The sequence below is a fragment of the Amycolatopsis sp. NPDC102522 genome (genome assembly GCF_055584485.1).
This window is the reverse complement of sequence record NZ_JBVJLY010000015.1, coordinates 36,401-62,902: the sequence shown is the minus strand read 5'-3', so window position 1 is coordinate 62,902 and position 26,502 is coordinate 36,401. Positions and strand designations below refer to the sequence as shown.

At 67.3% G+C, this 26,502-nt stretch carries 21 protein-coding genes and 2 tRNA genes; 9 read left to right on the top strand and 14 right to left on the bottom strand.

Annotated elements, in window-relative coordinates; all coding sequences use genetic code 11:
- Nucleotides 1-173: 173 nt before the first annotated feature.
- The 6 genes from ACZ6YV_RS29535 to ACZ6YV_RS29510 all read left to right on the top strand — a co-directional run bounded on the left by ACZ6YV_RS29535 (nucleotide 174) and on the right by ACZ6YV_RS29510 (nucleotide 8,196).
- Nucleotides 174-764: a hypothetical protein gene (locus tag ACZ6YV_RS29535; RefSeq protein ID WP_465512707.1), complete on the top strand. Its 591-nt coding sequence runs from the start codon at nucleotides 174-176 to the stop codon at nucleotides 762-764.
- Between the two features lie 752 nt (nucleotides 765-1,516).
- A complete protein-coding gene (locus ACZ6YV_RS29530) occupies nucleotides 1,517-2,221 on the top strand; it encodes a response regulator transcription factor (protein WP_465512706.1) in 705 nt (234 codons plus the stop codon).
- 100 nt (nucleotides 2,222-2,321) lie between these two features.
- Nucleotides 2,322-2,822: a lamin tail domain-containing protein gene (locus ACZ6YV_RS29525; RefSeq protein ID WP_465512705.1), complete on the top strand. Its 501-nt coding sequence runs from the start codon at nucleotides 2,322-2,324 to the stop codon at nucleotides 2,820-2,822.
- 57 nt (nucleotides 2,823-2,879) lie between these two features.
- A complete protein-coding gene (locus tag ACZ6YV_RS29520) occupies nucleotides 2,880-3,188 on the top strand; it encodes a helix-turn-helix domain-containing protein (RefSeq protein WP_465512704.1) in 309 nt (102 codons plus the stop codon).
- Nucleotides 3,189-3,318: 130 nt separating this feature from the next.
- Complete coding sequence (locus ACZ6YV_RS29515) at nucleotides 3,319-3,948, top strand: lamin tail domain-containing protein (RefSeq protein ID WP_465512703.1); 630 nt, start codon at nucleotides 3,319-3,321, stop codon at nucleotides 3,946-3,948.
- A 288-nt stretch (nucleotides 3,949-4,236) separates the two neighbouring features.
- Nucleotides 4,237-8,196, top strand: a complete 3,960-nt coding sequence (locus ACZ6YV_RS29510) for a S8 family peptidase (RefSeq protein WP_465512702.1) — start codon at nucleotides 4,237-4,239, stop codon at nucleotides 8,194-8,196.
- Here the strand turns inward: ACZ6YV_RS29510 and ACZ6YV_RS29505 are convergent.
- From ACZ6YV_RS29505 to ACZ6YV_RS29485, 5 genes are all read right to left on the bottom strand, one after another.
- On the bottom strand, nucleotides 8,159-9,193 hold the full coding sequence (locus ACZ6YV_RS29505; RefSeq protein ID WP_465512701.1) for a helix-turn-helix domain-containing protein: 1,035 nt from the start codon (nucleotides 9,191-9,193) through the stop codon (nucleotides 8,159-8,161). The genes ACZ6YV_RS29510 and ACZ6YV_RS29505 overlap by 38 nt on opposite strands.
- A gap of 184 nt (nucleotides 9,194-9,377) precedes the next feature.
- Nucleotides 9,378-9,920 carry a DUF4232 domain-containing protein gene (locus ACZ6YV_RS29500; protein ID WP_465512700.1) on the bottom strand — a complete coding sequence of 181 codons (543 nt, stop codon included), beginning with the start codon at nucleotides 9,918-9,920 and terminating at the stop codon, nucleotides 9,378-9,380.
- Between the two features lie 465 nt (nucleotides 9,921-10,385).
- Entirely contained in the window at nucleotides 10,386-10,727 is a 342-nt protein-coding gene (locus ACZ6YV_RS29495) for a type VII secretion target (protein WP_465512699.1), read from the bottom strand.
- Nucleotides 10,728-11,260: 533 nt separating this feature from the next.
- A complete protein-coding gene (locus tag ACZ6YV_RS29490; protein ID WP_465512698.1) occupies nucleotides 11,261-12,532 on the bottom strand; it encodes an MFS transporter in 1,272 nt (423 codons plus the stop codon).
- Nucleotides 12,525-13,355 carry an SDR family oxidoreductase gene (locus ACZ6YV_RS29485; RefSeq protein ID WP_465512697.1) on the bottom strand — a complete coding sequence of 277 codons (831 nt, stop codon included), beginning with the start codon at nucleotides 13,353-13,355 and terminating at the stop codon, nucleotides 12,525-12,527. The genes ACZ6YV_RS29490 and ACZ6YV_RS29485 overlap by 8 nt, the downstream gene beginning before the upstream one ends.
- Before the next feature lie 543 nt (nucleotides 13,356-13,898).
- Between ACZ6YV_RS29485 and ACZ6YV_RS29480 the strand changes: the two genes are divergently transcribed.
- Both ACZ6YV_RS29480 and ACZ6YV_RS29475 read left to right on the top strand, forming a co-directional pair.
- A complete protein-coding gene (locus tag ACZ6YV_RS29480) occupies nucleotides 13,899-14,516 on the top strand; it encodes a TetR/AcrR family transcriptional regulator (protein WP_465512696.1) in 618 nt (205 codons plus the stop codon).
- An 80-nt stretch (nucleotides 14,517-14,596) separates the two neighbouring features.
- Nucleotides 14,597-15,397: a recombinase family protein gene (locus ACZ6YV_RS29475; protein WP_465512695.1), complete on the top strand. Its 801-nt coding sequence runs from the start codon at nucleotides 14,597-14,599 to the stop codon at nucleotides 15,395-15,397.
- 198 nt (nucleotides 15,398-15,595) lie between these two features.
- Here ACZ6YV_RS29475 and ACZ6YV_RS29470 read toward each other — a convergent pair whose 3' ends face one another.
- From ACZ6YV_RS29470 to ACZ6YV_RS29450, 5 genes are all read right to left on the bottom strand, one after another.
- Nucleotides 15,596-15,865 (bottom strand): hypothetical protein, encoded by a 270-nt coding sequence (locus ACZ6YV_RS29470; protein WP_465512694.1) that lies wholly within the window; start codon nucleotides 15,863-15,865, stop codon nucleotides 15,596-15,598.
- A 42-nt stretch (nucleotides 15,866-15,907) separates the two neighbouring features.
- Nucleotides 15,908-16,204: a hypothetical protein gene (locus ACZ6YV_RS29465; RefSeq protein WP_465512693.1), complete on the bottom strand. Its 297-nt coding sequence runs from the start codon at nucleotides 16,202-16,204 to the stop codon at nucleotides 15,908-15,910.
- Nucleotides 16,180-16,252 (bottom strand) — tRNA-Glu (locus ACZ6YV_RS29460). Before ACZ6YV_RS29460 ends, ACZ6YV_RS29465 begins: the two co-directional genes overlap by 25 nt.
- Nucleotides 16,253-16,381: 129 nt before the next feature.
- Nucleotides 16,382-16,453: transfer RNA gene (locus ACZ6YV_RS29455), tRNA-Gln, on the bottom strand.
- 51 nt (nucleotides 16,454-16,504) lie between these two features.
- Nucleotides 16,505-17,239, bottom strand: coding sequence for an HAD family hydrolase (locus tag ACZ6YV_RS29450; protein WP_465512807.1), 735 nt, complete (start codon nucleotides 17,237-17,239; stop codon nucleotides 16,505-16,507).
- Between the two features lie 554 nt (nucleotides 17,240-17,793).
- Here ACZ6YV_RS29450 and ACZ6YV_RS29445 point away from each other — a divergent pair.
- Nucleotides 17,794-19,032, top strand: coding sequence for an FAD-dependent oxidoreductase (locus ACZ6YV_RS29445; protein ID WP_465512692.1), 1,239 nt, complete (start codon nucleotides 17,794-17,796; stop codon nucleotides 19,030-19,032).
- Nucleotides 19,033-19,099: 67 nt separating this feature from the next.
- Here the strand turns inward: ACZ6YV_RS29445 and ACZ6YV_RS29440 are convergent, their stop codons facing one another.
- From ACZ6YV_RS29440 to ACZ6YV_RS29425, 4 genes are all read right to left on the bottom strand, one after another.
- Complete coding sequence (locus tag ACZ6YV_RS29440) at nucleotides 19,100-19,873, bottom strand: fumarylacetoacetate hydrolase family protein (protein ID WP_465512691.1); 774 nt, start codon at nucleotides 19,871-19,873, stop codon at nucleotides 19,100-19,102.
- Between the two features lie 19 nt (nucleotides 19,874-19,892).
- Nucleotides 19,893-21,518 carry a citramalate synthase gene (cimA, locus tag ACZ6YV_RS29435; RefSeq protein WP_465512690.1) on the bottom strand — a complete coding sequence of 542 codons (1,626 nt, stop codon included), beginning with the start codon at nucleotides 21,516-21,518 and terminating at the stop codon, nucleotides 19,893-19,895.
- A gap of 282 nt (nucleotides 21,519-21,800) precedes the next feature.
- Complete coding sequence (locus tag ACZ6YV_RS29430; RefSeq protein ID WP_465512689.1) at nucleotides 21,801-22,844, bottom strand: 3-isopropylmalate dehydrogenase; 1,044 nt, start codon at nucleotides 22,842-22,844, stop codon at nucleotides 21,801-21,803.
- 236 nt (nucleotides 22,845-23,080) lie between these two features.
- Entirely contained in the window at nucleotides 23,081-26,485 is a 3,405-nt protein-coding gene (locus ACZ6YV_RS29425; protein WP_465512688.1) for a S8 family serine peptidase, read from the bottom strand.
- Nucleotides 26,486-26,502 lie beyond the last annotated feature (17 nt).

Below are 26,502 nucleotides of genomic sequence, written 5' to 3'. Positions count from 1 at the left end.
GTGCCCCACAAAAACCCCCCCCCCCCCCCCCAACCCCCCCCCATGCTGGTCGCCAAACCCCACTTCCTTAAAAACCACACCCCCAACTGGGGGTTCCCCGACACCCGGCCGACCCCCGCGACCACAACACGTTCGCCTTACCCTCACGACGTCGACACCCATAGATTGACCCCATGAGTCGACCGCTCGTTCAGTCCACCGTCCAGGTCAGGATCGTCGAAGGACACTTCCTCATCGAAGACGAAGCCGTTGACTGGCCGACAATCCCCACCTTTCACGGACCCGAAGACTGGCTCCTCACCACCGACGACCAGATCGCCGTCTGCAGCGCTTCGGGAGAATGGCATGTCGCCGAAGCGCTACTCCAGCGCTGGGACACCATCCCCGACCCCAGCTGGGACCTCCATCGACAAGCCAGCTGCCACTTCTCCAGCGGCAGACTGAACATCTGGAATCCCGCACGCGAAGAGGTCTTCGGCACCTTCGATCTCGAAGCGCCCGGCACCTACCATGTGCGCGTACAAACGGCCGATCGCGACCGCACCAGACGTGCGCTGGAGGACGCGACAACCACCGCGGGAGACCAACCGATTCGCGGTATCGAAAGATTCCTCATCCAATTCTGGCCCGCAACCGAACAATCCGGCGGCCGGATCACCGCAGCGGCGGAAACCCCGGCACCGGAATGGCAGTCGAGCGTCGCCACACTCGAGCTGATCGCCGACGAACGGCGACGCCGGGCCCACGACGACCGATCACGCTGACGCCGGTAACTTGTCCGGACAGCCAGAAGCCCGCGGAAGTCGGCGACGCGGGCCCGCCCCGGCAGACGTTCGGATTCGCAGCCGGCGGGAAGCTTCCCGGTCGGATGCACGTGCTCATGGGCGGGACCGATCGGCCGACCGGCCAGAGACACCCGACGGCAGGCGATCGCACTTCGTCACCGAAGCGCGGGGTATGAACCCTTTACCGGAAGCCGATCCGCGAAATACCACTTCCCGATGGCATTATCAGACAAGATCACGAAAATCCGATCTCGGCGAGTTTTTCAACGAAAAGAACCAAGCCAGTACGATGAACGGGCGCGAACCGATATGCCGATCGCCGGTTCGGCATCCGGCGGGAACCGAATGAAACCGAGCCCATAGGATCATCCTTCCCCAGTGAACCTCGACAGCCCGACCAGGCCACGGCTTTCCACGTGTCCAGTGCGGCGCGCTCGGAATCTGTATCCCCGTTCCGCCGTCCGGCCCAAATCCGACCACCTCGTTCGGCACCATTTCTCCCTTGTCACCCGATTGCTGGTCCTCACCCGCGAGGAGAAGAGGGAAGATCCATGCCGGACCGCGACGAAAGAGGATTCGGCGAAAATGAGTACCGACGTCGCCGCGGCGGTCGGTTTGACGGATCGCCCGAGCGAGCGACCCTGTTCTCGGCGAATGCGGGCGCCGCCCGGCCCGGCCGACCGCACGGCCCGGGCCACGCCGGGCACCCGTCAAACACCCCAAGGGGAAACATGAACCGCGTCACCACGCTTGTAGTAGACGATCAGCCCCTCATCAGATACGCGCTCAGCAGGCTGTTGCAGGATTCGGCAGGGGTGGAGGCCGTGGCCGAAGCCGCGAGCGAGCCGGAAGCGTTGTGGCAGTGCGAAAAGAGCCATCCCGACATGGTCATCACCGAGCTGTCGATCTGGGGCGAACCCGCCGGGACCGCGATCTGCCGGTTCGTCAAGAAGCATTTCGAGCGCGTGACCGTCCTGGTCTTCGCCAGTGACGCCTCGCCATCGGCCATCGCCACGGCGCTGAACGCGGGCGCGGACAGCTTCGTGCACAAATCCGCCGGCGTCGGCCAGGTGCTGTCGGCGGTACGCTCCACTCTCGCCGGTCAGCGGGTGTGCCTGCAGGCCGGCGGAACCCCGCCGGTGGTCACCGAAGCCGTGCAGTACGCGAGCCTGATGACCGGGCGGGAGGAGGAGATCCTCGCGTTGATCCTGTACCGGTGGTCGAACGACGAGATCGCCGAAGAACTGCACCTCGCGACGCAGACGGTGAAGAACTATGTCAGCCGGATCCTCCAGAAACTGGGCTTCGGCAGCAGGCGTGACCTCTTCCGCGAACTGCGATTCCGGCCGGGCGGCAACCCGCTGCCGCGGCTGGAGACGACCTCGTGCGAAGGCGAGTTATACGCCGCGGACCGGCTGGCCGGGTACCGAAGCTAGGCCGGTCGAGTGAGCGACGTACCGGAAGTACCTAGACCGGATCAGGTTCGGTACCCGCCGTATCCTGCGGCGCCGAGATCGTTTTTCTAGCGTTGCTGTCATGACGAAGTCAGGTTCCCTGCTCCTGATCCTCGCGCTCGCCGGAACCCCCGCTCCGGATACCGTCCGGTCTTCGTCGGCCAAGATCCACGAGGTGCTCGGCGGCCCGGCAGGCTACATCGACCTGCACAACACCAGCGACGCCACCCTGGACATCGGTGGCTGGTCCGTTCAAGCGTGCACAGGCGGAGCCGCACCCGTCGAGCTGGCCACCATGCCGGCCGGGAGCGAGATCCCCGCCGGTGAGCACTTCCTCATCACCGGACAGGGCTTCGGCGGAACCGTGCAGCAGATGGTCGTCGAGGCGATCGTCGGGAACGGCGAGATGTTGCTGGACCGGCGCGGGACCAAGGTCGACAGCGTCGGATGGGCGCCGTCGTCGCCCTGCCGCGAGAATCAGGCCGCCCTCGCCTGTCCCGGTTTCGCTCAGGCAAGGGACGCCGTCAGTCGTGACACCGATAACAACAAGGCCGACTTCGGCTGCGTACTGCCACTCGACTGAAGGCCATCAGCCCAATCCGTATTCAACTCCTTGCACCAGTACCAGAAAGGTGCGGTCGTGGCCGCGAACGGCAGCCGCGGGGATACGACCCCGCTGTGCGAACTGCTCGCCGAACAACGAATCGCGAAAGGCTGGTCACAGTGTGATCTGGTCGCGAAGTTGCACACCCTCTCCGGCAACGACAGCGTCACCCGGGAGGAGGTTTCCCGCTGGGAGCGGGGGAAACGCATCCCCGGTCCGTACTGGCGACAGTGGCTCAGCGACGTGTTGGACACGTCCGGCCGGGAGCTCGAGCTCGCTGCCGCGGTCGCGAGAGGACGGCGTCGGAAGAGCGCTCCCGAGCGCCGGTGGACGGTTATCGATTGACGGGAAAGTACCGGAAAACTGGCCCCTTCCCGGCGACACCCCGGTTCTCGGATACTTATCTGGTCGGCACCGGCGGAAAGAATTCCGGTCCGACACCAATCCCCCGCAAAAAAGCTGAAAGGAATTTATCGTGCGACGAATTCTGGGCGCCTCGGCGGTATTCGCAATGCTGGCGATGGGTATGGCGGGCGGTGTCGCGAACGCGGCCGGTGAGACCGAGGGCACCGAGGTCGCGCCGCTCGTCTCGTCCACCGTGGTCGTCAACGAGGTTTCGACCCGTGGCCTCAACGGTCAGCTCGACGAGTTCATCGAGCTGCGCAACCTCTCGAACCAGTCTCTGGACATCAGCGGCTACCAGGTCCGTGTCTGGTCGCCGTCGGGCCTCACGTTCGAGACGATCGTCATCCCCGCGGGCACTGTCCTGGCGCCGAGGTACAACCCCGGCCAGTACATGGTGCTGGTCGGACAGAACTTCTCCGGCACCATCGCCGACCAGACGAACGTCCTTCCGATCACGCTGGCCAACGCCGAGGGCATCCCGACCGCCGGTGGCGTCACAGTGCACAACCTGATCACCACGAAGCTCGACGGTGTCGCCTTCGGCAGCGCGGTCGTGCAGGCGCGTGAAGGTCAGGCCGCGATCCCGGAGAGTGCCTCCACCGACCAGCTCAACGCGGCGAACACTCGCAACATCCTGAGCACCGACACCGACAACAACCGGGTCGACTTCTCGCTGCAGCTGCGCAGCGCGGGTCAGTAAGACCGACCCTTCTCGACCGGGCCCGGGCCGCCGTCGGCGGTCCGGGCTCTTCCATGGCGGTATCTCGCCAACGGCGACATACCGCCAACGAGAATTGTTTTCATCCGGCAACTCCTGCCTCATCCTCGGGAAACTCCATCTTCGCGGCGGCCGTGTCCACGGCCGCTTCTCACTATCCGAGGAGAGTGAGGCTCGATGTTCCCCCGTTCCCCTCATTTGACGAGATCCGCACGGCACCCGTTGGCGATTCTGGCGGCCTCCGCACTGATCGCCCTTTCCCCGCTACCGGTGACCGCGACCGCCGCGACAGCCGCCGTACCGAGACCCACCCCCGTCGCCGGACAGCCGGACGTCCATCGCGTCACGTTGCTCACCGGCGACGTGGTGACCTACGAACGGGACGGCGCCGGGCACGACAGCGCGCAGGTCGAACCGGCGGTGCGGCCGGACCGGCCTAGCCCGGCGTTCCAGATCACCAGCACGGCCGAAGGGCTGATGGTGTATCCGTCGGACGCGCTTCCGTTCGTCGGCAAGGGATTGCTCGGCCGGGAGCTGTTCAACGTCACCACGCTCGTCGGAGACCGGCGTGACGACGCGGCGAGCGCCACGATCCCTGTCATCGTCCGCTACGGCGACCGAGCGGGCCTGTCCGCGCAGTCGCTGGACGCGAAGGCGAAGACGCTACCACAGACCCAGCGACTCACCCCGCTCGTCACCGCCAACGGGGTGGGAGTGCAGGTCAAGAAGGCGGGGACGGGCGACTTCTGGCGTTCGCTCGTCGCCTTCGATCCAGGTGGGAAACCCGTTCTGAGCCAGGGGATTTCGCAGGTCCGGCTGGACAGGAAGGTCCGGGTGGCGCTGGACAAGAGTACCGCGCAGGTCGGTGCGCCCGCGGCGTGGAGCGGCGGGTGGACCGGGAAGGGGACCACGGTCGCGGTGGTGGACACCGGGATCGACGAGAAACATCCCGACCTGGCCGGCAAGACGATCGCCTCGGCCGACTTCAGCGGAGAAGGCGACACTGTGGACCGTCACGGCCACGGCACCCACTGCGCATCGATCATCGCCGGTACCGGAGCCGCCTCGGGCGGCCGGTACAAGGGTGTCGCACCGGACGCGAAGCTGATGGTGGCCAAGGTTTTCGACGCCTCCGGCGAGGGTGACACCGCACAGGTGATGGCCGGGATCGACTGGGCCGTCGCGCAGGGCGCGAAGATCGTGAGCCTCAGCCTCGGCGCCGGCGTCACCGACGGAGCAGACCCGTTGAGCGAACAGATCGACGCGCTTTCGGCCAAGTCCGGTGCGCTGTTCGTGGTCGCGGCCGGGAACTCCGGGCCGGGTGACCGAACCGTCACGACGCCGGGAGCGGCGACGTCCGCGCTCACCGTCGGGGCGGTCGACAGGGACAACAAGCTCGCGTGGTTCAGCAGTCGCGGCCCGCGGCTGCGGGACGCCTCGGTCAAGCCGGAGATCACCGCGCCTGGTGTCGGGATCGTCGCCGCCCGGGCCGCTGACACGGCGATGGGCACGCCGGTGGACGATTCCTACACCGCGGCGTCAGGCACTTCGATGGCGACTCCGCATGTCGCGGGGGCCGCGGCGATCCTGCTGCAGCAGCAGCCTGGGCTCACCGGGCAGGCACTCAAGAACACGCTCGTCACCACGGCCAAGGACGTCGGCCTTCGCTGGTACGAGCAGGGAGCCGGTCTTCTCGACGTCGCACGGGCCGTCTCGCAGAAGGCGACCGGCACCGCCGTCGCGAGCTTCGGCCGTAACGAGCGGACGACGAACAGCGCGGCGCAGGTCGTCCGGCAGCTGTCCTACACCAACTCCGGAACCCAGCCGATGGCGTTGAACCTGAGGCTGACCGTGCAGCCCTGGGACGGCGGAGCCAAGCCGGGCACCGGGATGCGCTTGGCGAAGACGGACCTGACGATCCCGGCCAAGTCCACCACCACCGTCGACCTCGCCGTGGACCCGAGCGAAGGAACGGCTGGTGTCTACGGCGGCGCCGTGGTGGCCACGACCGCGGACGGGACCAACTCCGTGCGGACGCCCGTGAGCGTCTACAACGCGGCCGAACTGTTCCCGGTGACGATCCGGATAAAGGACTCGGCGGGTGGCCCGGCTCAGTTCGCGTCGGTCCAGCTGATCGACGACACGGCCGGCGCGGGCAACCGCAACGACCCGTTCCTCGACCAGGTCAGCCAGCAGATCGGCTTGGTCGACGGAATCGGCCGGGTGCTCGTCCCCGCCGGACGCTATTCGGCACTGGGCTGGGTGATGGAGCGCGGACTGACCGTGCGCCGCTGGTCGGCGATGAGCGCGACGCAGGTCGCCGTCTCGGCCCCGGCCGAGATCGCGTTGAACGCGGCGAGCGCCGTGCCGGCGGGACTGGTCACACCCACACCCACCGACCTGCGGGACCGCACGGTGATGTTGAGGCGCGTGATCCCCGGTGGAGCGGGCGTCAACGGCTACGTCGGCGAAGCCGGACTGTCCGGCGGAGCTGGCTGGGATGTGCGCGTGACACCGGCGGCGGCCACGTCCGCAGGTGCGATTTCGTTGCAGGACAGCGCGACGCTGACCCAGACCGCGGTCGAAATGCAGGTCGTCGGCGGCGACTCGAAGGTGCTGAATCCCGCGTACGACGTGCCGACGCTGACGGCGAAGTCACCCGGTGAACGAACGCTTCCGGTCGTGTTCGGCGGCGCGGGTGGCGCGAGTGATCTCGCCGGTCTCGACGTCCGCGGAAAGGCCGTGCTGGTGCGGATTCCGGTCCCGGCCGGATCACCGGACCCGGTGGGGGCCGTCAACACCGGCATCGCGAACGCGGCCCGCGCGGTGGCCGCCGCGGGTGCCGCGGCGATGATCCCCTACGCCGGTTCACCGGGTTCGCTGAGCGTTCCGGGTCTCAGCAGTTCGGTGGTGCCGACCATGTCCCTCGGCTGGGACGAAGGCGAGGCGCTGCGGACCGCGGGTGTGGTCTCGGTGCGCTTGCTGGTGCGCGCGACTCCTGACGTGATGTACAACCTCAGTTACCTCGACGCCAACGGGGTATCGAAGGATCTCGTCCGGCGCGTCGACCAGAAATCCTTGGTCGCGACGAAAACCAGCTATCAGGCCGAAAAGCCGGGGCTGACCGGGCAGAAGAACTGGTACGCCTTCCCGACCGGCATGTGGAAGACCCAGGCGGTGCAAGGCACGAAGATCGCGGTGCCGGGCGCGTGGACGGAGTACACCGGCCCGGCCGACGATCGGCTGGTCTGGAAACGGGTGGTCACTCTTTCCGGCACCGACGCCGCGGGCCGTCGCGCCGCGCTGAGCATGAACGCGCAGAACATCTACCGCGCGGGCGAGCGGTCGAGGCCGGACGAGTACTGGTTCCGCGCACCGCTGCACAGCGGCACGGTGGAACTGCCGGCCGACCATCCGGCTCGCTACCCGGCGACGGCCAACGGCTGGACGGTGCTGTGCTCGATGTGCCGGGGCGGAGTGGATCCCGACCTGTTCATCCCCGGGTTGCAGTGGATGGACGGAACGGCCGGTACGGGTGGGCACTACTCGAATCCCTACGAGAACGCACGGTACTTCTCGGCGACCACGGCACGGCTGTACCGGGACGGGACCGAGATCCCACGGTCCAATATGGACGATCCGTACGCACTCGTCCCGGAGTTCCGGCTCGCACCGACCCCCGCCACCTACCGGCTGGACGTGACCGACGTGATGCCCGGCCAGGCGCAGATCGGAGCCCCGAGCGGAGTGCTTTTCCAGAACGCCCCACGGACCGATACGTCGTGGACGTTCGCCTCGGCACGATCCAACGCAACGACACCCGCCGGGTTCTCCTGCTACGTCTCGGGCAGTGCGTGTTCCTTCCAGCCGCTCATCCAGCTGGACCAGCGGCTGCCGCTGGATCTCGGCGGCCGTGCACCGGCGGGGCGTCCGTACACCTTCGACGTGTTCGCCGGCTCGCACAGCGGCGCACGCGGCGGTGGTCCGGTGACGCAACTGAAGGTCTCGGCCTCGACGGACGGCGGGCGCACCTGGACAGCGGCGACCGTCCGGCCGAACGGGGCCGGGCTGTGGTCGGTGACCGTGCCCCATCCGCAGCTCGCGGCGACCGACGGGTTCGTCTGGCTGCGCTCGGACGCACGGGACGGCTCGGGCAACACGGTGACGCAGACGGTCCAGCGGGCCTACGCGCTCACGGACGTGGCGAAGGTGAACCCGCGCCTTCGATGACGTCCTCCTCACGCGCGGGTTGGGTCCCCGGCAAGGTGACCCAACCCCGCGTGGCGACCTGAAGCCCGGCCTGGAACCGGGTGGTCGCGCCGAGAGAGGTCATGAGATCGCGGAGGCGTCGCTGGAACGTCCGGTAGCTCATGCCGAGCTGCTTGGCGATGCTTCTGTCGGGCAACCCGGTGGTGAGCAAGGCGAGCAGGCGGGCGTCGTCAGAGGGCGCGACGTCCGCCAGTTCGGCCGACCCGGGCAGGCGCAGCGGAAGCCCTTTCTGCCAAAGGAAAGCGAAGACAGCGCTGAGCGCGTCGAGCAGAGCGCACGGGTGGATCACCAATGCCGTGCCGACGTCGGGGAGATCGGCACGCAGCGGCACCAGGCCGATCCGCTGGTCGATCAAGATCATCTTCAGCGGGGCGGTGGTGACCACCCTGGCCTCCTCGCCGAGGGCGAGGCCGGCCTCGAGGTCGGATGCCAGGTCGTGCATTTCCAGCGCACTGCGCTCGTAAACCCCGCGGAACCGCACGCCCCGGCCGAGGAGATCACGTTCGGCGGGATGCAGCACACTCGGCGTTTGCGCGTAAGGCGGTTTGTCGACGAAGGCGACCTCCCGCTCGGCCGAGCGCAGCAGCTGATCGGCCCTCTCGGCGATGAGCGCGTTCCCGTGGATCACCTCGATGAGGTCGACCGGGCGTTCACCGGACGTCGCCCGATACCGCTCACGCAACCTGTCGGCGACCAGCCGCGCACTCGCGAGTTCCTGCTCCTTCTGGCGGAGCATCGCCTCCAGCGCGATCTCCGGTCTTACCGCCGAATAGGCCTCCGCCGGGCCGGGAAGCTTGGTGAGTAACCCTTTTCCGGTCAGCACACGCAGAACCCGCAGCAGCTGCTGTTTGGGCAGCCCGGTTCGTTGCCGGATTTCGGCAACGGTCATCGACCCGGTGCCGGCGAAAGCATCGTAGACTTCGACGTCGATTTCACTCAGGCCGATGATGTCCAGCACGTTTTCCCCCGCTGCAGCCGCGGTCGCTTTCGTCCGACCCTACCGCTGGACTTCGGCTGGCAAAAGGGGCGCGACGAGGTGCGTCTTTTCCTGGATCGTCCGATAAGGACAGACGGCTTCGCCGGCCACGCATCGGGCACGGCGTCCACTTTGTCCGCTCTACGGCAGACGGCGGACTCCGGGGTCAGACGCTGGGCGCCGTACCGGCCGTCATCGCCCCGGTGCGGATGGTGTGGCTCTCAGGGGCGGCGTTGACCGCGCCGAAGTCCCAGGGCAGGCTGATCCGCGGGTCGCTGGTGTCGCCGCGCGGGCTGGTTTCCTGGGGCGCGGTGACCGTGATCGCCAACGGCGTCTCCTGCCGCGGCGAGCCGATCGCGGTCCAGTGCAGCGGGAGGTAAGCCGAGGACCCGTCACTGATCTCCACCGAGGGAGCGTCCGGCGCGGCGTCGGAGGACAGCGTCACGTCGCGGGCGCCGACGAGGTCGATGGGCAGCGAGCCGGGCAGCGTGCAGGTTTCCCCCTGCTTCGCGGTGAACTGGATGGCCGCGTCCCGTCCGCCCGCGCCCGCCCCGCCGTAGACGAGCTGGCTGGTGACCTGACCCGACGTGCAGTTGAAGTCGGTCGGCATCGCGGCGGCGGTACCGGTGGTCAGTGCCGTGGCTCCGGCCGCCGCTCCGGCGACGAGCAGGATCGCGGCGCTCCGGCGGATCTTCGTGCGAGTGGTCATCGATCTTCCCCTTCTGCCGTACCCGGGGCGGGCTGTCCGGCCCCGGCGGTGATCGGCGGTCGTATCGACCTCGATCGCCCTCACCACCGGAATTGCCCACCGCACGATCCGGCCATGCGCCGAGGTGAGATTGATCAGGTAAAAGCAACCTCGGCAGAGCCGATACGTCCGGCCAGTCCGTCCGCTCGGGTGACCGGCCATGGCGTGCACGGCCGCGATCGCCGCCTGCAGCCGGTACCGGCCGATCTCGCGACGACGCCAGACCCTGTCGATCAGCGCGGTTCCCTCGCGGATGAGGTCCGCGTGCCGGCGGGGGCGGCTACCCGTCCACCATGACCCGGAGCTGACCTCGGGTCACACTCGTCAGAACAGCACCGGGAAGTACGTGAGGGGTTCCCCGGTCGCCGGGTCATAATATCCGGCGATCTCGAGGTCGCCCCACGATGCCGGTCGCCCGGGGAGCGCTCACAGCTGCCGCCCCACCCTCGAGTTCAGGGTCTCACCGGCCAGAAGGCCCTTGAACGGCTCAGCAGCGGTGTCGTCGCGTCCGTCGTACGCGGTGGTGGTGGACCGCACGTTCCCGGCCGTGGCGCCCATCGCTTCCCGCGCCGACCCGAGCAGCTCGATCGCCTGTTCCTCCATGGGATTGATCACCGGAGGGATGAAGGAGCAGAGCAAACCGTAGCAATCGTCGGACATGGCGGCGGTCTGCGCGGCCGACAGCGCGGTGCCCAGCCTGTCCGTCAACGCGTCGAGATGACTCGCGTGCGCGGTGAGATCGTCCGTGGCGACGTTGAATCCGGTCATGGCCCTCGCGTTCCCCCTTGACGCTCCCGGCGGGAGCGTCTCACCCGACCAAGATGCCCTCCGGCCGTGGTGCTTCTTGGGATACCTGGGGATACCGTGAACGAACGTGCAGAACTCGTTGAACGAACGCGCAGCGCGGCCCCGGCGGTCGCCGCGATTCGCCCGCGTGATAGCCGATCGACCATTGTCGACTCAAGTCGCCACCCCAAGTCCCTCGCCCGAACACGAGCGTGGACGATGAGCAGTTCGCCGGGGGCGAGGTCGGCACGAGGTCCGGTCACGGAGGCTCCCTGAGGTCTGGCGGGTTTGCGGTGCCCAAGACACGCCCAGCCCACCGCCCTTTGATTCACCCCCGACCTGCACACTGCCCATCCGGCACCCACGACTATGGCCGCCGCATCCTCCGAAAATGGCGGACAGAAGGCACACCGCTCTTACCGGAGTCGGACGACTTGCTCTGCCTTCGGTCCGGTGCGCGGAAGTTGCCGCACGCCAAAGAAAGCCGTCCCTCGGCGCGATCATTTCGTGCTGCGCTATCGGACGGCGGTGACGCGATAGACCATGACGGCGCCGGCCACACAGGCGAGAGCGCCGAGCAGGTACCACGCCGGATAGCCGCCGAGGGCGGTCGCGCTGCCCACCGCGATCACCGCGGGTGCGATCAGCGGCCCTATCGATTGCGGGAGGGTGCCGGCCAGGGCCAGCAGGCCCAGATCTTTCGCGGTGTCCTCGGGATTCGGCAGCACTTGCATGGACAGCGCCTGATCGACCGCAGTGAATGCGCCCAGACCCAGTCCGATCATGCCCTGTGCCGCGATGACCACACCCAGCGAGGGCGCGAATGCCAACAGCGCCAAGCCCGCCCCCATCACCAGCCCCGAAACCGCCACGAACGGTCGTCTCCGCCCGATCCGGTCGGACAGGAATCCGCCGATGGGCGCGGTCAACGACAGGCATACGACCGTGGCCACATTCACCAGCAGCACCGTGTGGGTGACCTCATGCTCGGCAAGTGAGAATTTCCCGGCCAGGAAGAACGGGAAGAACGTGCCGATTCCGGCGTAGCCGAACATCACCAGGAAGCGGGACACCATCACCCAGGAGAAGCTCGGGTGCTTACGCGGATCGAAGGCGAATGAGCCTACGAGCTGCCGTGGCCCATAGGGTTCCGCGGCGCCCTCGAAGCGCCGATCGTCCAGCCGTACCAGCAGCGGAATCACCAGCACCAGGGCAATCAGCCCTGGTGCCAGAAACCGCACCACATCCCCATCCAGCACCGAGATGAGCACGCTCCCGCCCAGGATGCTCAGCGGAGTGGTGACCCCGGCGAGACCGGAGATGCGGCCCAGCCGATCCCGGGGAACCTGATCGGCGACCGCCGCGTGAACCGCGGTCATCGCCGCGTTGAATCCCGCTTGCGCGACACACCAACCGATCAGCACCAGCGGTACGTTCGGTGCGAGCCCGGCACAGCCGAGCCCGATCACTCCAGTGATCGTGCCACCGAGAATCCAGGGCCTGCGACGGCCGAACACCGAACGGGTGCGGTCCGACCAACGACCCGCGACCGGGTGCACGACCATGCCCACGACCGCGCCGCTGCCCGCGACCAGCCCCAACGCAGCCGTCGCGCGCTGCGAAGATCCGGTGATGTGCTGCAATTTGAAGGCCATCGAGACCATGACCGGCGTGAGCACCGCGAGAAATAGCCCGAAGTAGGCCAGCAACAGTCCACAGAGGAAGCCACGCGGCAGGGGCGCACTGTCCGGCGCGGTGGCGCGGCGGCCGGGTACGTCGTCACGCACGTTCGACGAGGGCATTGTCGGCGAGCCGCCACATCTCCTCGACCTGCGCGCGGAACGTGTCGCGTCCGTGTTCGGGCAGCGCGAAAACTATCGGCGCATCTCGCGATACGCCTTCAGCGGCCAGGCGCGCGACTTCCACCGGTTCGATCGCCATCGGGATGGTGCCGGTGCCGAAGGGTTCCGGAGCCTTGCGGCCGTACGCGGCCGGGCGGTTTCTCTGCGAGTCCATGATGCGTGTCGCGGCTTGACCTGGGCACAACACGGTGACGCCGATGTCGTCGGCCGCCAGTTCGGATCGCAGCCCGAGCGTCATCCCCACAATCGCGTGCTTGGTCGCGGAGTAGAGGGCGGTGTGGCCGGGGTCTGCGAGGAAGGCGTGCGTCGAGGCGGTGTTCATCACGTGCCGCCGGCCGGTCCGCTTCCGCATATCGGGCAGAAAGGCGTGCAGGCAATTGAGCATGCCTTCGATATTCACCGCCGACAGCCACCGCCAGTCACCGATCGAGGAGTCCGCGACATCGCCGAACAGCAGCACGCCGGCGTTGTTGCAGAGCAATTCGACAGAGCCGAATTCCTGATAGGCGGCCTGCCTGAGGGCTTCGACCGACTCTGGGTCGGTCACATCGACCGGCACGCCCATCGCGCGTACCCCGTTCGAGGTCAGTTCGTCTGCGACGGACTGCGCGCCTTCGCCGTCGATGTCGGCCGCCACGATCGACATACCCCGAGAGCCGAATTCGGCGGCCATCGCGGCGCCGATTCCACCGGCCGCGCCGGTGATGACCGCGGTACGGCCCTGGGTTGTGCTATCCGTCCCGGACATCGATGTTCCTTCCCAGAGCTGCGCCGATGCCGGTCGCAGCTCACCGACCAATCAGTCAGTCTGTTAGCTTGGACACGAGCATACCGTGCACTCGGTCAGTGTGCCAGCAGTGCGCTGGGGGTGAAATTACCGGCCGATCGCTCGGTCAGCCGGCATGGTCGGCCACGCCGGTAAGCCGAGCCCGGCGACGGAAAGGTGACCGTGTTCTCGCGTCTTGCGGTGGCGACCGCAACCTTCCTCGGATCGGCATCTATCGTTCCCGCGGCCGATGACCTGGTGCGGAAGCGGCGCGACCGTCGAGACGATCCGCAAGCCGCAAGGCACACACGTCAGCGAAGCCGGCGGCGGGCAGGGTTCGGCCCTCGGCTTCCTCGGAACCCGATTCGGCAGCGGCAATCCTGCTCCGGTGAATATCGACCGGGATCGCCAACTGGGTCCGGCGCGCCGGCACACCGCGCACTCGGTCAGCGGGCTTTTGAGGTCCACTGATCAGCGGCTAGGCTGCCAAAAACGACACCTTCCACGCTCAGGAGATCCCACGCGATGGCACGGACCCGCGATGCCGAACAAACCGGGACTGCCCGCCGCGCCAAGATCATCGGTGCGGCCATCAACCTGTTCGCCACCCACGGTTATCGCGGGACATCCCTGACGGCCATCGCCCGAGCGGCAGACATCTCCCAATCCGGCCTCTTGCACCATTTCCCCGGCAAGGAGGTGCTGCTGGCCGCGGTGCTGGCCGAACTGGACCGCCAAACCCTGGAAACGGTCGAGATCGACCAGGAATTCGAGGGCCCCGCCCTGGTACGCGCGCTCGACATCGTCGACGCGATCGTCGCTCGTAACCAGCAGAACCGTGAGCTCACCAAACTGGCGCATGTGAGCATCTTCAATTTCGACAGCGCGCCCGAAGCGGCAAAAGCGTGGGCGCAAGACCGCCTTCGAACTTTCCGTACCAACCTCACCCAACTGATCGAAAAAGGCATCAGCGCAGGCGAAGTGCGCCCCGACGTCGATGCATCGTCGCTGGCCGCGGTCATCATCGCGACAATCTCCGGCCTCGAAGATCAGTGGCTCCACGACGAATCCTTCGATATGGTCACCGCCATGCGCGGCCTGACCACCATCCTGCGCCGAGATCTGATCAGGATCGGCGAATAGCAATCACAGCGCGAAATGCGCTTCGACAACCAGGCGGCTACGAAGAACCCGCGGGTCGGCTGTGCGGCAGAATCCACCCAGTGGTCGACATTGGACAGGCTCGGGAAACGGCCTCCGTCGCGGGCGAGTACCTGCCCGAGCTGATCAAGAGCAAGAAATACCAGAACGCTGTGATGAGTTGTTTCGAAGCCGGCACCCGGATCGTCGACTACGGCGCCGCAGCGCGGTACGACACGGAGACGTGGATCGATTCCCTGGGCTTGCTCACCGGCGGAGTGACTTGTGCTTCCGATCTCAAGCTCGCCGAAGACGAGCGGCGAACGTCCACAGAAGACCTGCAGGACCCGCGCCAATCGATGTTGCGCCAGCTGGCCAACTGCAAGTCGGCGATACCCGAGTCCTGGATCATCGTCGCGCACTTCTACGACGTCGAGTCCGGTCGTATGGAGCTTGACGACCGCGGGCAAGGCGCGAACTACGAACGCTTCGACATCCCAGTCCCCCGTGCAGGCGGCATCACCGACCTTCTCTCAGAGGCTCCCAGTCGCACCCGGACGTTCGACGTGGTCATCTGCGAGGGAATCAGCCGCGTGGCTCGCAGGGCCTATCAGTCGAGCGGGAACTCGAACGGGCCGATGTCCCTCTGTTCGCGTCGAACGAGCCGATCACCCTCTCCGGCAGCCGAGCGCAACGGGTGCTCCAGCGCCGCATCAACCGGTCCATCGCCGAGTACGAAGTCCTCAACACCCTCGAACAGTCCTGGGGCGGCCTGTGCACGCACGTCCGAGACGGCTGGAACATCGGCATGCCGCCGTACGGCTACAAAGCCAAGGTCGTACCGCACCCGAGCCCGAGGAAGATCTCCGTATCCGGAGTCCTGAAGAACCCCGAGCACCCGGGTTATCAAGTCTTCAACCGCCGCGCGACCACGTCCAAGCAAGGCAAGGTCAACGAGCCCTTCAAGTGGGCCTGGTCACCGAAGCCGGTCCACGAGCCCCTACAACAGCGGCGACGCCGGGCCGCACACGGGGCTTCCAGCAGCTATCCGGCTCCGCGAGGACGAACCACTCGAAGCCGTTTCAGCTTTCTACGCCGACTGATTCTTCAGCGCCGCTCGGCGAAGCATCATCGAAGCCGACCTGACCACAGTGGACGACAGCGCCGACCACAGGCGTCGAGCCGAGCGAGAACGCCTCCAACGCCAACTGGCCGAGGTGGCCCGGCGGCAGGACTCGGTTCTGCGGCAGGCTCAAGACTGCGCTCCTGACGATCCGTTCGCCAAGGCACTTCGCCAGAACTACAACAAGCTCGAGGACGACAAGACCACCGCGCTGGCCGCGATCGCCCACCTGGACACGGAAGACAAGCTGCAGCCGACGAAGGCCACGTCGTCAGACCTGAACTGTCTCGAAGCGCTTCCGCATCTCCAGCTCAACTTGGCCAAGGCGCCCCAGGCATTGCTCCGCGGCCTCTTCGAGATCACCCAGCTCAGCGTCAAGGTGCATGGCGTTGGCGACCAGGTGACCATTACCATTAAATTGCCGGTCGATCAGGTACCGGAAACCGCTGTAGCCGCAGAAAGGATCAGCGACGCGATGAACTCCACCGAAATGCAAAAAGTCCCGACCAAACCGGTCGGGACTTTTTGGGTGGAAGCTGTACGTACCCCCGATGGGATTCGAACCCACGCTACCGGCGTGAGAGGCCGGCGTCCTAGGCCGCTAGACGACGGGGGCTAGGATCTTCTCCTCTGAGAGGAGATTTTCAGTTGTTCACCTGCTGTGTTGCTGTGAAGAACTTACCAGACCAGGTTTCCCGCCTTGGCAGGGGGGTCACTCTGTGTTTCACTCCGGAGAGTTCTCCAGCTGGGGTACCAGGACTCGAACCTAGACTAACTGGACCAGAACCAGTCGTGCTGCCAATTACACCATACCCCAGTGAGGTGCCGTTCCGATCTTGACCGGCTCAGCACCGCACGAGAGGAAATACTAGAGCACGCTGTTCCGCACCGTGAAAGCGGGGGTCTCCGTGGCGCGCTGGACCGGGACGCCGAGCTTCGCGAACTCGGAAACGAGCAGCTCAGGCAGCTCGTCGAGGCCGGAGATCGTGTGCACACCCGCCGGGGCGCGCTCGGCGATGCCGTCCCGATCGAGCCAGACGGCACCCAGGCCGGCGTCGCGGGCGCCGATGGCGTCGGTGTCGAGTTTGTCGCCGACATGGACGGCCTGCGCCGGATCGCAGCCGAGGCCGAGGCAGACGGAGTGGAACATCGCCGAATCCGGTTTGGCTACTCCGAGTTCACCGGCGATGGCCACGTGATCGAAGAACCGGGCGAGGCCGAGGTCGGCGATCTTCTTGCGCTGATGCGTGCCCGAGGCGTTCGTGACGGCCGCGACGAGAACGCCGGCGGCCCGTAGCCATTCCAGGCACGGGAGGACATCTTCGAACAATTGCCACGAACGGGTGAGGATTTCACGACGGCGTCTTTCGAAGCCTCTGACCTGCTCTTCGTCGGCGAGAATGCCGATCTCCGCCAGGAAGCATTCAGTACGCTTGTGATGCATGGTCGTGTAATCGATTTCACCCGCGACCACCAGCGCGACATGCTCTTCGGTGATGAGATCCCACAGTGGCCAAAGGTCGTTCTGGCCGGTGAGCGCACGCAGGCTGAGCCGGATCGCGGCAGTGCAGTCGATCAGGGTGTCATCGATGTCGAGGCACACCAACCGCAACTCCGGGGGCTCCCAAGGGGCTCCGTCGGGAGCGTCCGGCGTGGTTCGTGACGAGGTCCGGGGCACGAGAGCGAAATCCACCAAGTGAGGCTAGGGCACTCAGCGCGATCGCGACTCTGCCGATGAGGTGATAAAGGCTGCTCTGTTCCGGCGCGGGCACTCTACTCCCAGTTGGTGAGATGACGTGTTTTAGTTACCGGGCAACGGCTAATGCGGGCGGCCGGGTGAAAAGTCAAGTCCCGTCGGCCGATCCGATTCGAGGCGCGCACACCCTGTGACGGCAACGAAATTCCTTGCCCGGCTTGAGTAGCGGACCGTCCACAAGGGCACTTCCGCGATCGCCGTCCATCGAGGACCGCCCATTCTCCCTGAAGTCCTTTTTGGACAGTTGCCTCGGCCCTCTGCGAAGAGCACGCGAACCGGTGAGACCGGCCATGACCCGAACAGCGCATGCGCCCGGATGGCGCTTGACGGGCCGGTCGGGCAGGTGCATGCTGGGTTTATTCAACAAGTGATGAATAAGTGTTCCGAAGGGGTGGGAACGGATGAACGAGCGCACGAACTGCGTGGTCGTCGGCGGTGGACCCGCCGGCATGGTCGCCGGGTTGCTGCTGGCCAGGGCCGGAGTCGAGGTCACGGTGCTGGAGAAGCACAAGGACTTCCTGCGGGACTTCCGCGGCGACACCGTGCACCCGTCGACGTTGACGTTGCTCGACGAACTGGGCCTCGGCGAAAAGTTCCTCAGCCTGCCGCACAGCGAGATCTCCTACGCCGGCTTCCCCGCCGAGGACGGCACGATGATGCGCCTGGCCGACCTGACCCGGCTGAAGGTGGCGCATCCCTACATCGCGATGGTCCCGCAGTGGGACTTCCTGGACCTCCTCGCCGACGCCGGCGGGAAGGAGCCCACGTTCACGCTGCGGCGGAGCACCGAGATGACCGGGCTGATCATGGAGCAGGGCCGGGTGAGCGGGGTCCGCTACCGCACCGCCGAGGGCGACACCGGCGAACTACGCGCCGACCTGGTGATCGCCGCGGACGGCCGTTGGTCGCTGGCCCGGCGCGAGGCCGGGCTGATCCCGAAGGAGTACGACACCCCGTTCGACGCGTGGTGGTTCCGGATCTCGCGGCAGGACGGCGAGCTCGAGGGCAGGCTGACGCCGAAGATGCGGAATCGCCGGTTCGCCGTGCCGCTGCCGCGGAAGGGCTACTTCCAGGTCGCCTACCTCGGCCCGAAGGGCGAGGACCTGCGGACCAAGGGCATCGAATGGTTCCGGGAGAACGTGGCCGACGTCTGCCCCGAGTTCGCCGATCGCGTGGACGAGCTGAAGACGACCGACGACGTCAAGTTCCTCGACGTCAAGCTGAACCTGCTGCGGAAGTGGCATCTCGACGGGCTGCTGTGCATCGGTGACGCGGCACACGCGATGTCACCGGTCGGCGGGGTCGGCATCAACCTCGCGGTGCAGGACGCGGTCGCGGCCGCCACCCTGCTCGCCGAGCCGCTGCGCCGGGGCAGGCCGACCGCGACGGACCTGGCGAAGGTCCGCAAACGCCGTCTCGCGCCGACGATGCTGGTGCAGGGGCTGCAGCGGCTGTTGCACAAGAACATCATGCGGCCGGTCATGGAGGGCAGGCGCAACGGCCCGCCCGCCCTGATGGTGAAGCTGTTCACCCGCTTCCCCGTGCTGTCCTACTTCCCCGCACGACTGCTGGGGCTGGGGCTGCGGCCCGAGCACGCCCCGGCCTTCGCACGGCGAGCGATGGAGCCCGCGGAGAGCTAGCCTCCGGATGCTATGAAAGGCCCGTTACTGGCAAATTTTGCCAGTAACGGGCCTTTCATAGCACGCGTCAGACGTCCTGGACCGGGTTGGTCAGGGTGCCGATGCCTTCGATGGTGATCGAGACCGACTGGCCGTCCTCGATCGGGCCGACGCCCTCGGGCGTGCCGGTCAGGATGACGTCGCCGGGCAGCAGGGTCATCACCCCGGACACGAACTCGACCAGCTCGGGGATCTTGTGCACCAGGTCCGACGTCCGGCCGTCCTGCTTGAGCTCACCGTCCACCTCGGACTTGAGCGCCAGGTCGGCCGCGTCGAGCGAGGTCTCGATCCACGGGCCCAGCGGGCAGAAGGTGTCGAAACCCTTCGCCCGGCCCCACTGGCCGTCGGACTTCTGCAGGTCACGCGCGCTGACGTCGTTCGCCACGGTGTAGCCGAGGATCGCGCTCGCCGCACGGGCGGCGGGCACGTTCTTGACCGGCTGGCCGATGACGATCGCCAACTCACCCTCGAAGTCCACCCGGCCGACGCCGCGAGGACGCCGGATGGGCACGTTGGGGCCGACCACCGTGGTCGACGGCTTGAGGAACAGCATCGGGTCCGTCGGGACCTCGTTGCCGAACTCGGCCGCGTGTTTGGCGTAGTTCCGGCCGACCGCGATCACCTTCGACGGCAGGATCGGCGCGAGCAGCCGGACGTCGGCCAGCGGCCAGCGCTTGCCGGTGAAGTTGGGGTTCTTGCCGAAGGGGTGCTCGGCGATTTCCAGTACCTGGGCGTCGTCGCCGTCCCCTTCGATCGAAGCGAACGCGACACCACCAGGATGAGCAATTCGGGCTAGGCGCACTCCCCCACTGTACGACTCCTCACGCCGGGCCCTCGCTGAGGGACTTGTGCACGAGCGCGTCGCACAGCGCGAGCCAGCTCGCTTCGACGATGTTGCCGTGCACGCCGACGGTGGTCCATTCCCGTTCGCCGTCGCTGGTCTCGACGAGCACGCGCGTGACGGCGTCGGTGCCGGGGTGGCCGGGCAGAATCCGCACCTTGTAGTCGGCCAGCTCCACACTGTCCAACCAGGACAGATGCGGGCTGAGTGCCTCGCGCAGCGCGGCGTCGAGCGCGTGCACCGGGCCGTTGCCCTCGGCGGTCGCGATCACACGCTGCCCGGCGACGTGCACCTTCACCGTCGCTTCCGAGACGACCTCCCCGTCGGACCGGTGGTCGAGGACGACCCGGTACGACTCAAGCTCGAACGGCGGTTCGTCGAGGACGTCGCTCTGCGGGCCGTCGATCTCCCGCCGCAGCAGCAGCTCCAGTGAGGCGTCCGCGGCTTCGAAGGACCAGCCTTCGGATTCGAGTTTTTTCACCTTGCGTATGGCGCTCGTCAGCGCCTCGGGCTGGCCGGCAAGGTCGACCCCGAGCTCACGTCCCTTGAGCTCCAGGCTGGCCCTGCCGGCCATCTCGGTGACCAGTACCCGCATGTCATTGCCGACAGAAGCTGGATCGATGTGGTTGTACAGCAACGGATCCACCTTGATCGCGCTCGCGTGCAGTCCCGCCTTGTGAGCGAAAGCCGACGCCCCTACGTAAGCCTGGTGGGTGTAGGGGGCGAGGTTGGCGATTTCGGCAAGAGCATGGGAGACCCGGGTGAGCTCGGCGGCACCTCCGGTCGGGAGGACCTCCATTCCGAGCTTGGTCACCAGATTTCCCGTCACGGCGAACAGATCGGCGTTACCCGCCCGTTCGCCGTAACCATTGGCGGTGCACTGGACGTGCGTCACGCCGGCCTGCACGGCGGCGACAGAGTTCGCCACCGCGCAGGAAGTGTCGTCCTGACAATGGATCCCGAGCCGGAATCCGGTCCTTTCCTTGACCTCGCGGACCGTCTCCGCGAGGCCGAGCGGCAGTTGACCGCCGTTGGTGTCGCACAGCACGGCGACGTCGGCACCCGCGTTCATCCCCGCGTCGAGCACCTTCAGGGCGGTGTCCGGGGAGAACGCGTAGCCGTCGAAAAAGTGTTCCGCGTCAAGGAAGACGCGTCGTCCTTCGCCGACAAGGAACGAGACGGTGTCGCGCACCATCTCGCACGCCTCGTCGACGTCGACCCGCAGCGCGCGTTCGATGTGGCGAAGGTCCGATTTGGCCACCAGTGTGATCACCGGCGCCTGGGAATCGAGCAGGGCCCGCACCTGCTTGTCCTGCTCCGCCTTGGCACCGGCCTTCCGCGTCGCGCCGAAGGCCACGAGCGCGGCGTGGTCGAGTTTCAGTTCGCCGGAAGCGGCGCGGGCGAAGAATTCCGTGTCCTTGGGCAGCGCGCCCGGCCATCCACCTTCGATGAACCCGACCCCGAGATCGTCGAGCAGCCTCGCCACCGCCAGCTTGTCCGTGACGGAGTAGGAGATTCCCTCGCGCTGCGCGCCGTCGCGCAACGTCGTGTCGTACAGGTGGAAAGCGTCGCCGAGCGGTGTATCGGCGGGCTCCTTGCGAGTCACGGGAATCTCCTTGTGGAGGGAGGCAAAGCTGGTTCAGGCAACAAAAAAACCTCCCGCATGGGTGCGAGAGGTTGCGCGCCGGGGGCTCTTGTGGAGCTGTTATCCGGCGCGCTCGGCGATAATGATGGTGCAGGAGGTCACGAACGCATCATGGCACACGCTCTCCCCGGGCGTCCACAGGCCGGGCGAGAGTTCCCACCCGCTGAGATAGGCCCCAGTACATGAAGGCCCCCTTCCTGTACCTAGGCGCAAGGAAGGGGGCCTTCATGTACTTCCGAAAAACTACTGCGTGACCGGGCGCACGTTCGACGACACGAGGGCCGCCAGCCGGTCACCGATCGCGTGCGTCGCACCGGGCGACGCCTGATCGCGCGTCGCGAGATCGAAGGCGACCGACGCCTCGATCCGCCGCGCCGATTCCTTCTGTCCCAAGTGGTCCAGCAGCAGCGAAACCGACAGCACCGCGGCGGTCGGGTCGGCGAGACCCTGGCCCGCGATGTCGGGCGCGCTGCCGTGCACCGGCTCGAACATGCTCGGGTTCCGCCGGGTGATGTCGAGGTTCCCGCTCGCCGCCAGCCCGATGCCGCCGGTCACCGCCGCCGAGAGGTCGGTGACGATGTCGCCGAACAGGTTGTCGGTCACCACGACGTCGAACCGGGACGGGTCGGTCACCAGGTGGATCATCGCCGCGTCCACGTGGGAGTAGGCGACGGTCACATCCGGGTGCTCCAGCGAGACCTCTTCGACGATCCGCGACCACAGCGAACCCGCGTATTCCAGCACGTTCGTCTTGTGCAGGAGCGTCAGGTGCTTGCGCGGCCGCGCCTCGGCGCGGTTGAACGCGTCGGTCACCACACGCCGGACGCCGAACGCCGTGTTGACGCTGACCTCCGTCGCGATCTCGTGCTCGGTGTCCTTGCGCAGCAAGCCACCGTTGCCGGCGTAGGGGCCTTCAGTGCCCTCACGCACGACGACCATGTCGATCTCGCCCGACTCGGCGAGCGGGCCGCGCACCCCCGGGTACAACCGGGCGGGGCGCAGGTTCACGTGGTGGTCGAGCTCGAACCGGAGACGCAGCAAAAGCCCACGCTCCAGAATGCCGCTCGGCACCGTCGGGTCGCCCACCGCGCCCAGCAGGATCGCATCGTGCTGACGGAGTTCACCGAGTACCGACTCCGGCAGCAGCTCACCGGTGGAGTGCCACCGGGCGGCGCCGAGGTCGTAGTTCGTGGTCTCCGCCGTCGGAACGACCTCACCGAGCACCTTGAGCGCCTCGGCGACCACTTCGGGCCCGATCCCGTCTCCTGGGATCACCGCGAGCCGCATCCACACACCTCCGTAGACCAGGCCACCGGCAGTCCGGATGGCCCATCCGCAAGAAAACGCCAGCAGCGGAAGGTTACCGGCTGTAGCCCGGTAGCCGTAGCCGCACCACCCTTATGCCGGAGCCTCCCACAGAGCGAGACAGCCGAAAGAGTGAATAAAAGAAGGAACGCCCTGGCGGAAAGCATGCCGCCAGGGCGTCCCTCACCTCATCGAACTCGAGCTATCGCACTATCGCGTCAGCCCACACCGATCGGCTGACGGCCGGTGTGCCGCCCGCCGTTGCCCGGTCGGTCGACGCCCGCGTTGCCGTTCCCCGCGTTCGTCTGGATCTTCACCACGTTCGCCCGGTTGCCCGAGGCGTTGTGGTGATCGATCGCCAGCAGGCCCAGTACGGTGTCCTGCGCGGCCGGGTTGCGGTTGACCACCAGCGCCGTGCCCGGCTTCGCGACGTAGCCCAGCGCGGAGTCGCCGCCGCCCTGGACCGAGTACGCGGGAGCCAGCGCGTCGAACGCGAGCGGCGTGCCGACGTAGTCGATCGTCGACGAGCCCGCACCCGGTGCCGCGTAGAACCCGGAGGTCCCGACCGTGTAGCTGATCTTGTGCGACGCGGCGTTCGGGTCGATGCCCAGCGCGGCGATGCTCACCGGCAGGACGACGACGTTGGTGTCGAACACGTTCGTGTCGACGTCGCCGAGCTGGCCGTTGACCGGCTGGATGTCCACCTGCGGGAAGCCCGGCTTCAGCGCCACGGTGACCGCCACGAGGACGTCGGTGGCCGTCACCTTGGTGACATAGGTCTCGAAGTCCGGCTGCCCGTCGCCCGTGGTGTCGATGTCCACGAACGGCGAAGTGTTGCTGCCCAGGTTGGCCAGGTCGCTCCAGGTGGTGAGACCGAAGGCCAGCAGCGCGTTCTCCGGCTCACCCTGCGCCTTGGCCAGCGGAGCCGTGGACGCCGCGCCGATGTAGCGCAGGTCGGCACCCTTGGCTGTCTGGTTCAGCGTGCAGTCGGTGGTGACGCCGCCGTCGCACTCGGGCAGCTGCGGGGACTCCGCCTGCAGCTCGAGCACGCTGATCAGCGAGCGGTAGCGCTGCGCACCGGTGCCCTGGTCCACGCCCTTGCCGGTCAGGTTCAGCACGGCCTGGTTCTGGCCGGCACCGAAGTTGACGTTGCCCGGGGTGTTGATGGACGAGACGGGCTTCGGCGCGGAGTACACCGAGAGCCGCAGCGGAACGGTCGTGCCGCTCTTCGGGGTGAACGCGATCCGGCCGGAGGCGTCCGCCACGAACTGCCGGGCGAGCCCGACCTGCGCCGCCGCCATGGTCGGGTCCATGACCTTGCGGAGCGCCTTGGGGTCGGCGATCTTCAGGGTCACCTTCACCAGCGCGACACCGCGCGGGCTCAGCTTCACCGTCGGCTTGTCCACTGTGTACTCGACACCGGGGAGCGCGTTCACGGCTTCGTAGCCCACCGAGTACTCGACCGGCTTGATGCCCTTGTTGACCACCTTGACCGTCTTGGTCAGGGTGACCGGGCCGCCCGCTTCGACGACGCCGAAGTTGACCGTGACGGAGCCGGGGTTGTCGACGACGTAGGCCAGGACCTGGTTGTCCAGCGCGGCCTTCGCGTCGATCCGGCCGCTGCCGACGCGCTGCGGCCCGTAGGTGCGGCCCGACGCGTCGTGGATGTCGTGCCCGGCGGTGTTGATGACCGAGGCCTTGACCTCTTCGACCGACCAGTCCGGGTGCGCCTGACGGATCAGGGCGGTGATACCCGAAGTGTGCGGAGCCGCCATCGACGTCCCGGAGATGACCAGGCGGCCCGCGCCGCTGCCGGCCAGCGCCGACGAGATCGAGTCACCGGGCGCCGCGACGTCCGGCTTGACGGCCGGTCCGCGCCCGCCACGCGAGGTGAACGAGCTCGGGGTATCCACAATGGACTGGTCGTAGGTCGGCACGGACACGCGGCCCTTGCCGGTCATGCGGACCTGCAGCGTGCCGGCGGTCAGCGCCGGGCGCAGCGAAGCGGTCGCGCCGCCGGTCAGCTGGAACGTCGGCGTGGCCGCGTTGCCCGCGATCCCCGCCGAGAAGTGCTCCAGCGTGGACGAGAACAGCGCGCCCTTGGCACCGGCGGCCTGGGCGTTGTTCGAGCGGACGCCCGAACCGCAGGCGCGGGTCGCGTCGTTGTCGTCCCATTCGAGCCAGGCGATCTTGCCCGCGACCTTGGCCTTGTCGGCGTCGGAGTACGGGAGGCAACCGGCCGCGTTGGCCGCGGACAGCGCGACGACCGGAGCGGTGACGTCGAGCGTGTCGTAGGTCGCGTAGTTCTGGCTGAACTGGCCGGTCTTCGAACCCTTGACCCCGGCGGGGGCCACGGCCTCGACGGCGTCGCGCAGGACGGACGCGTCGCGGCTGCTGGCGACGGTCAGTGCCTCGGGCGTGTTGCCCGGCGCGCCGCCGACGTCGTTGAGGTCGCCGCCGTTGCCCGCGGAGAACACCGGGACGACGTTGTTCGCGGCGATCTTGCGCACGAACAGCGAGTCCGGGTCGTCCGGGGTGGCGAAGTCGCCGCCCAGCGACAGGTTGACCACGTCGAGGTGGTCGGTGAAGTCGCCGTCGCCGTCCGGGTCGAGCGCCCAGTCGAGCGCCTGCGAGGTGACGTTGGTCGACCCGGCGCAGCCGAAGACCTTGATCGCGTACAGCAGGGCCTTGGGCGCGGTGCCCGGGCCGATCTGCATCGCTTCGAGCTTCTTCTTGTTGAGCTTCTTGTAGTCGCCCGTGAACGTCTTGCCCGCTTCGTCCACACCGAATCCGGCGACCGTGCCCGCGACGTGCGTGCCGTGGTGGCCACAGGCGAGCGGGTTGGGGTCCGGCTTCGGGGTCTTGAGGGCCGGGTCGGCGCTGCCCGAGTCGTAGGCGTCGCCGACCAGGTCGACACCGCCGACGACCTTGTCGGTCGGGAAGGCCGGGGTGGCCTGGTCGCGGTTGATCGCCTTGTACGCCTCGACCGTGCCCGGACCGCCGAAGTCGGCGTGGGTGTAGTCGATGCCGTCGTCGATCACGCCGACCCGGATGCCGTCGCCGTAGCGGCCGGTCTGCTGCCAGGAGGCGAGGGTGTTGGTCAGCTGGACCGCGCTGGAGTTCGTGCGGGTCTTCGGCACGACCGTCTTGACCGAGACGACGTCCGGCCGCTTCGCCAGCTCGCGGATCTTCGCCGCGTCGGCCGTGACGACCGCGCCGGCGACCGCGTTGGAGGTCTGGGTGACCAGCTGGGTCCCGGCGTCGGCGGCCTTGAGCTGCCCGACGACGGAGTTCACCGTCGCGGCGGCGTCGGCCTTGGCGTTCTTCGCCGCCTTCTTGGCCTTCTCCTTGCCCGCGCCCTTGTTCTGCTCGGCGTTGAAGGCGTCGACGGCGGGCTGCTTGGCCAGCTCGACGAACGCGGTGATCTGCCCCTGGGCGGCCTTGAGCTTCGGCTCGACCTTCCCCTGGAAGCCGTTACGGTCGATCTTCGCCGGCGTGATGCCGTCCGCGAGGGGGACGTCCTGTGCGGCTGCGGTCGCCCCTGTCATGGACGTCGCGAGCAACGCGGCGAAGACCGCGGCCGACGAGCGGATGGCCCATCGGGGTACGCGGGATCTGTTCATGAGTAAGTGCCCTCACT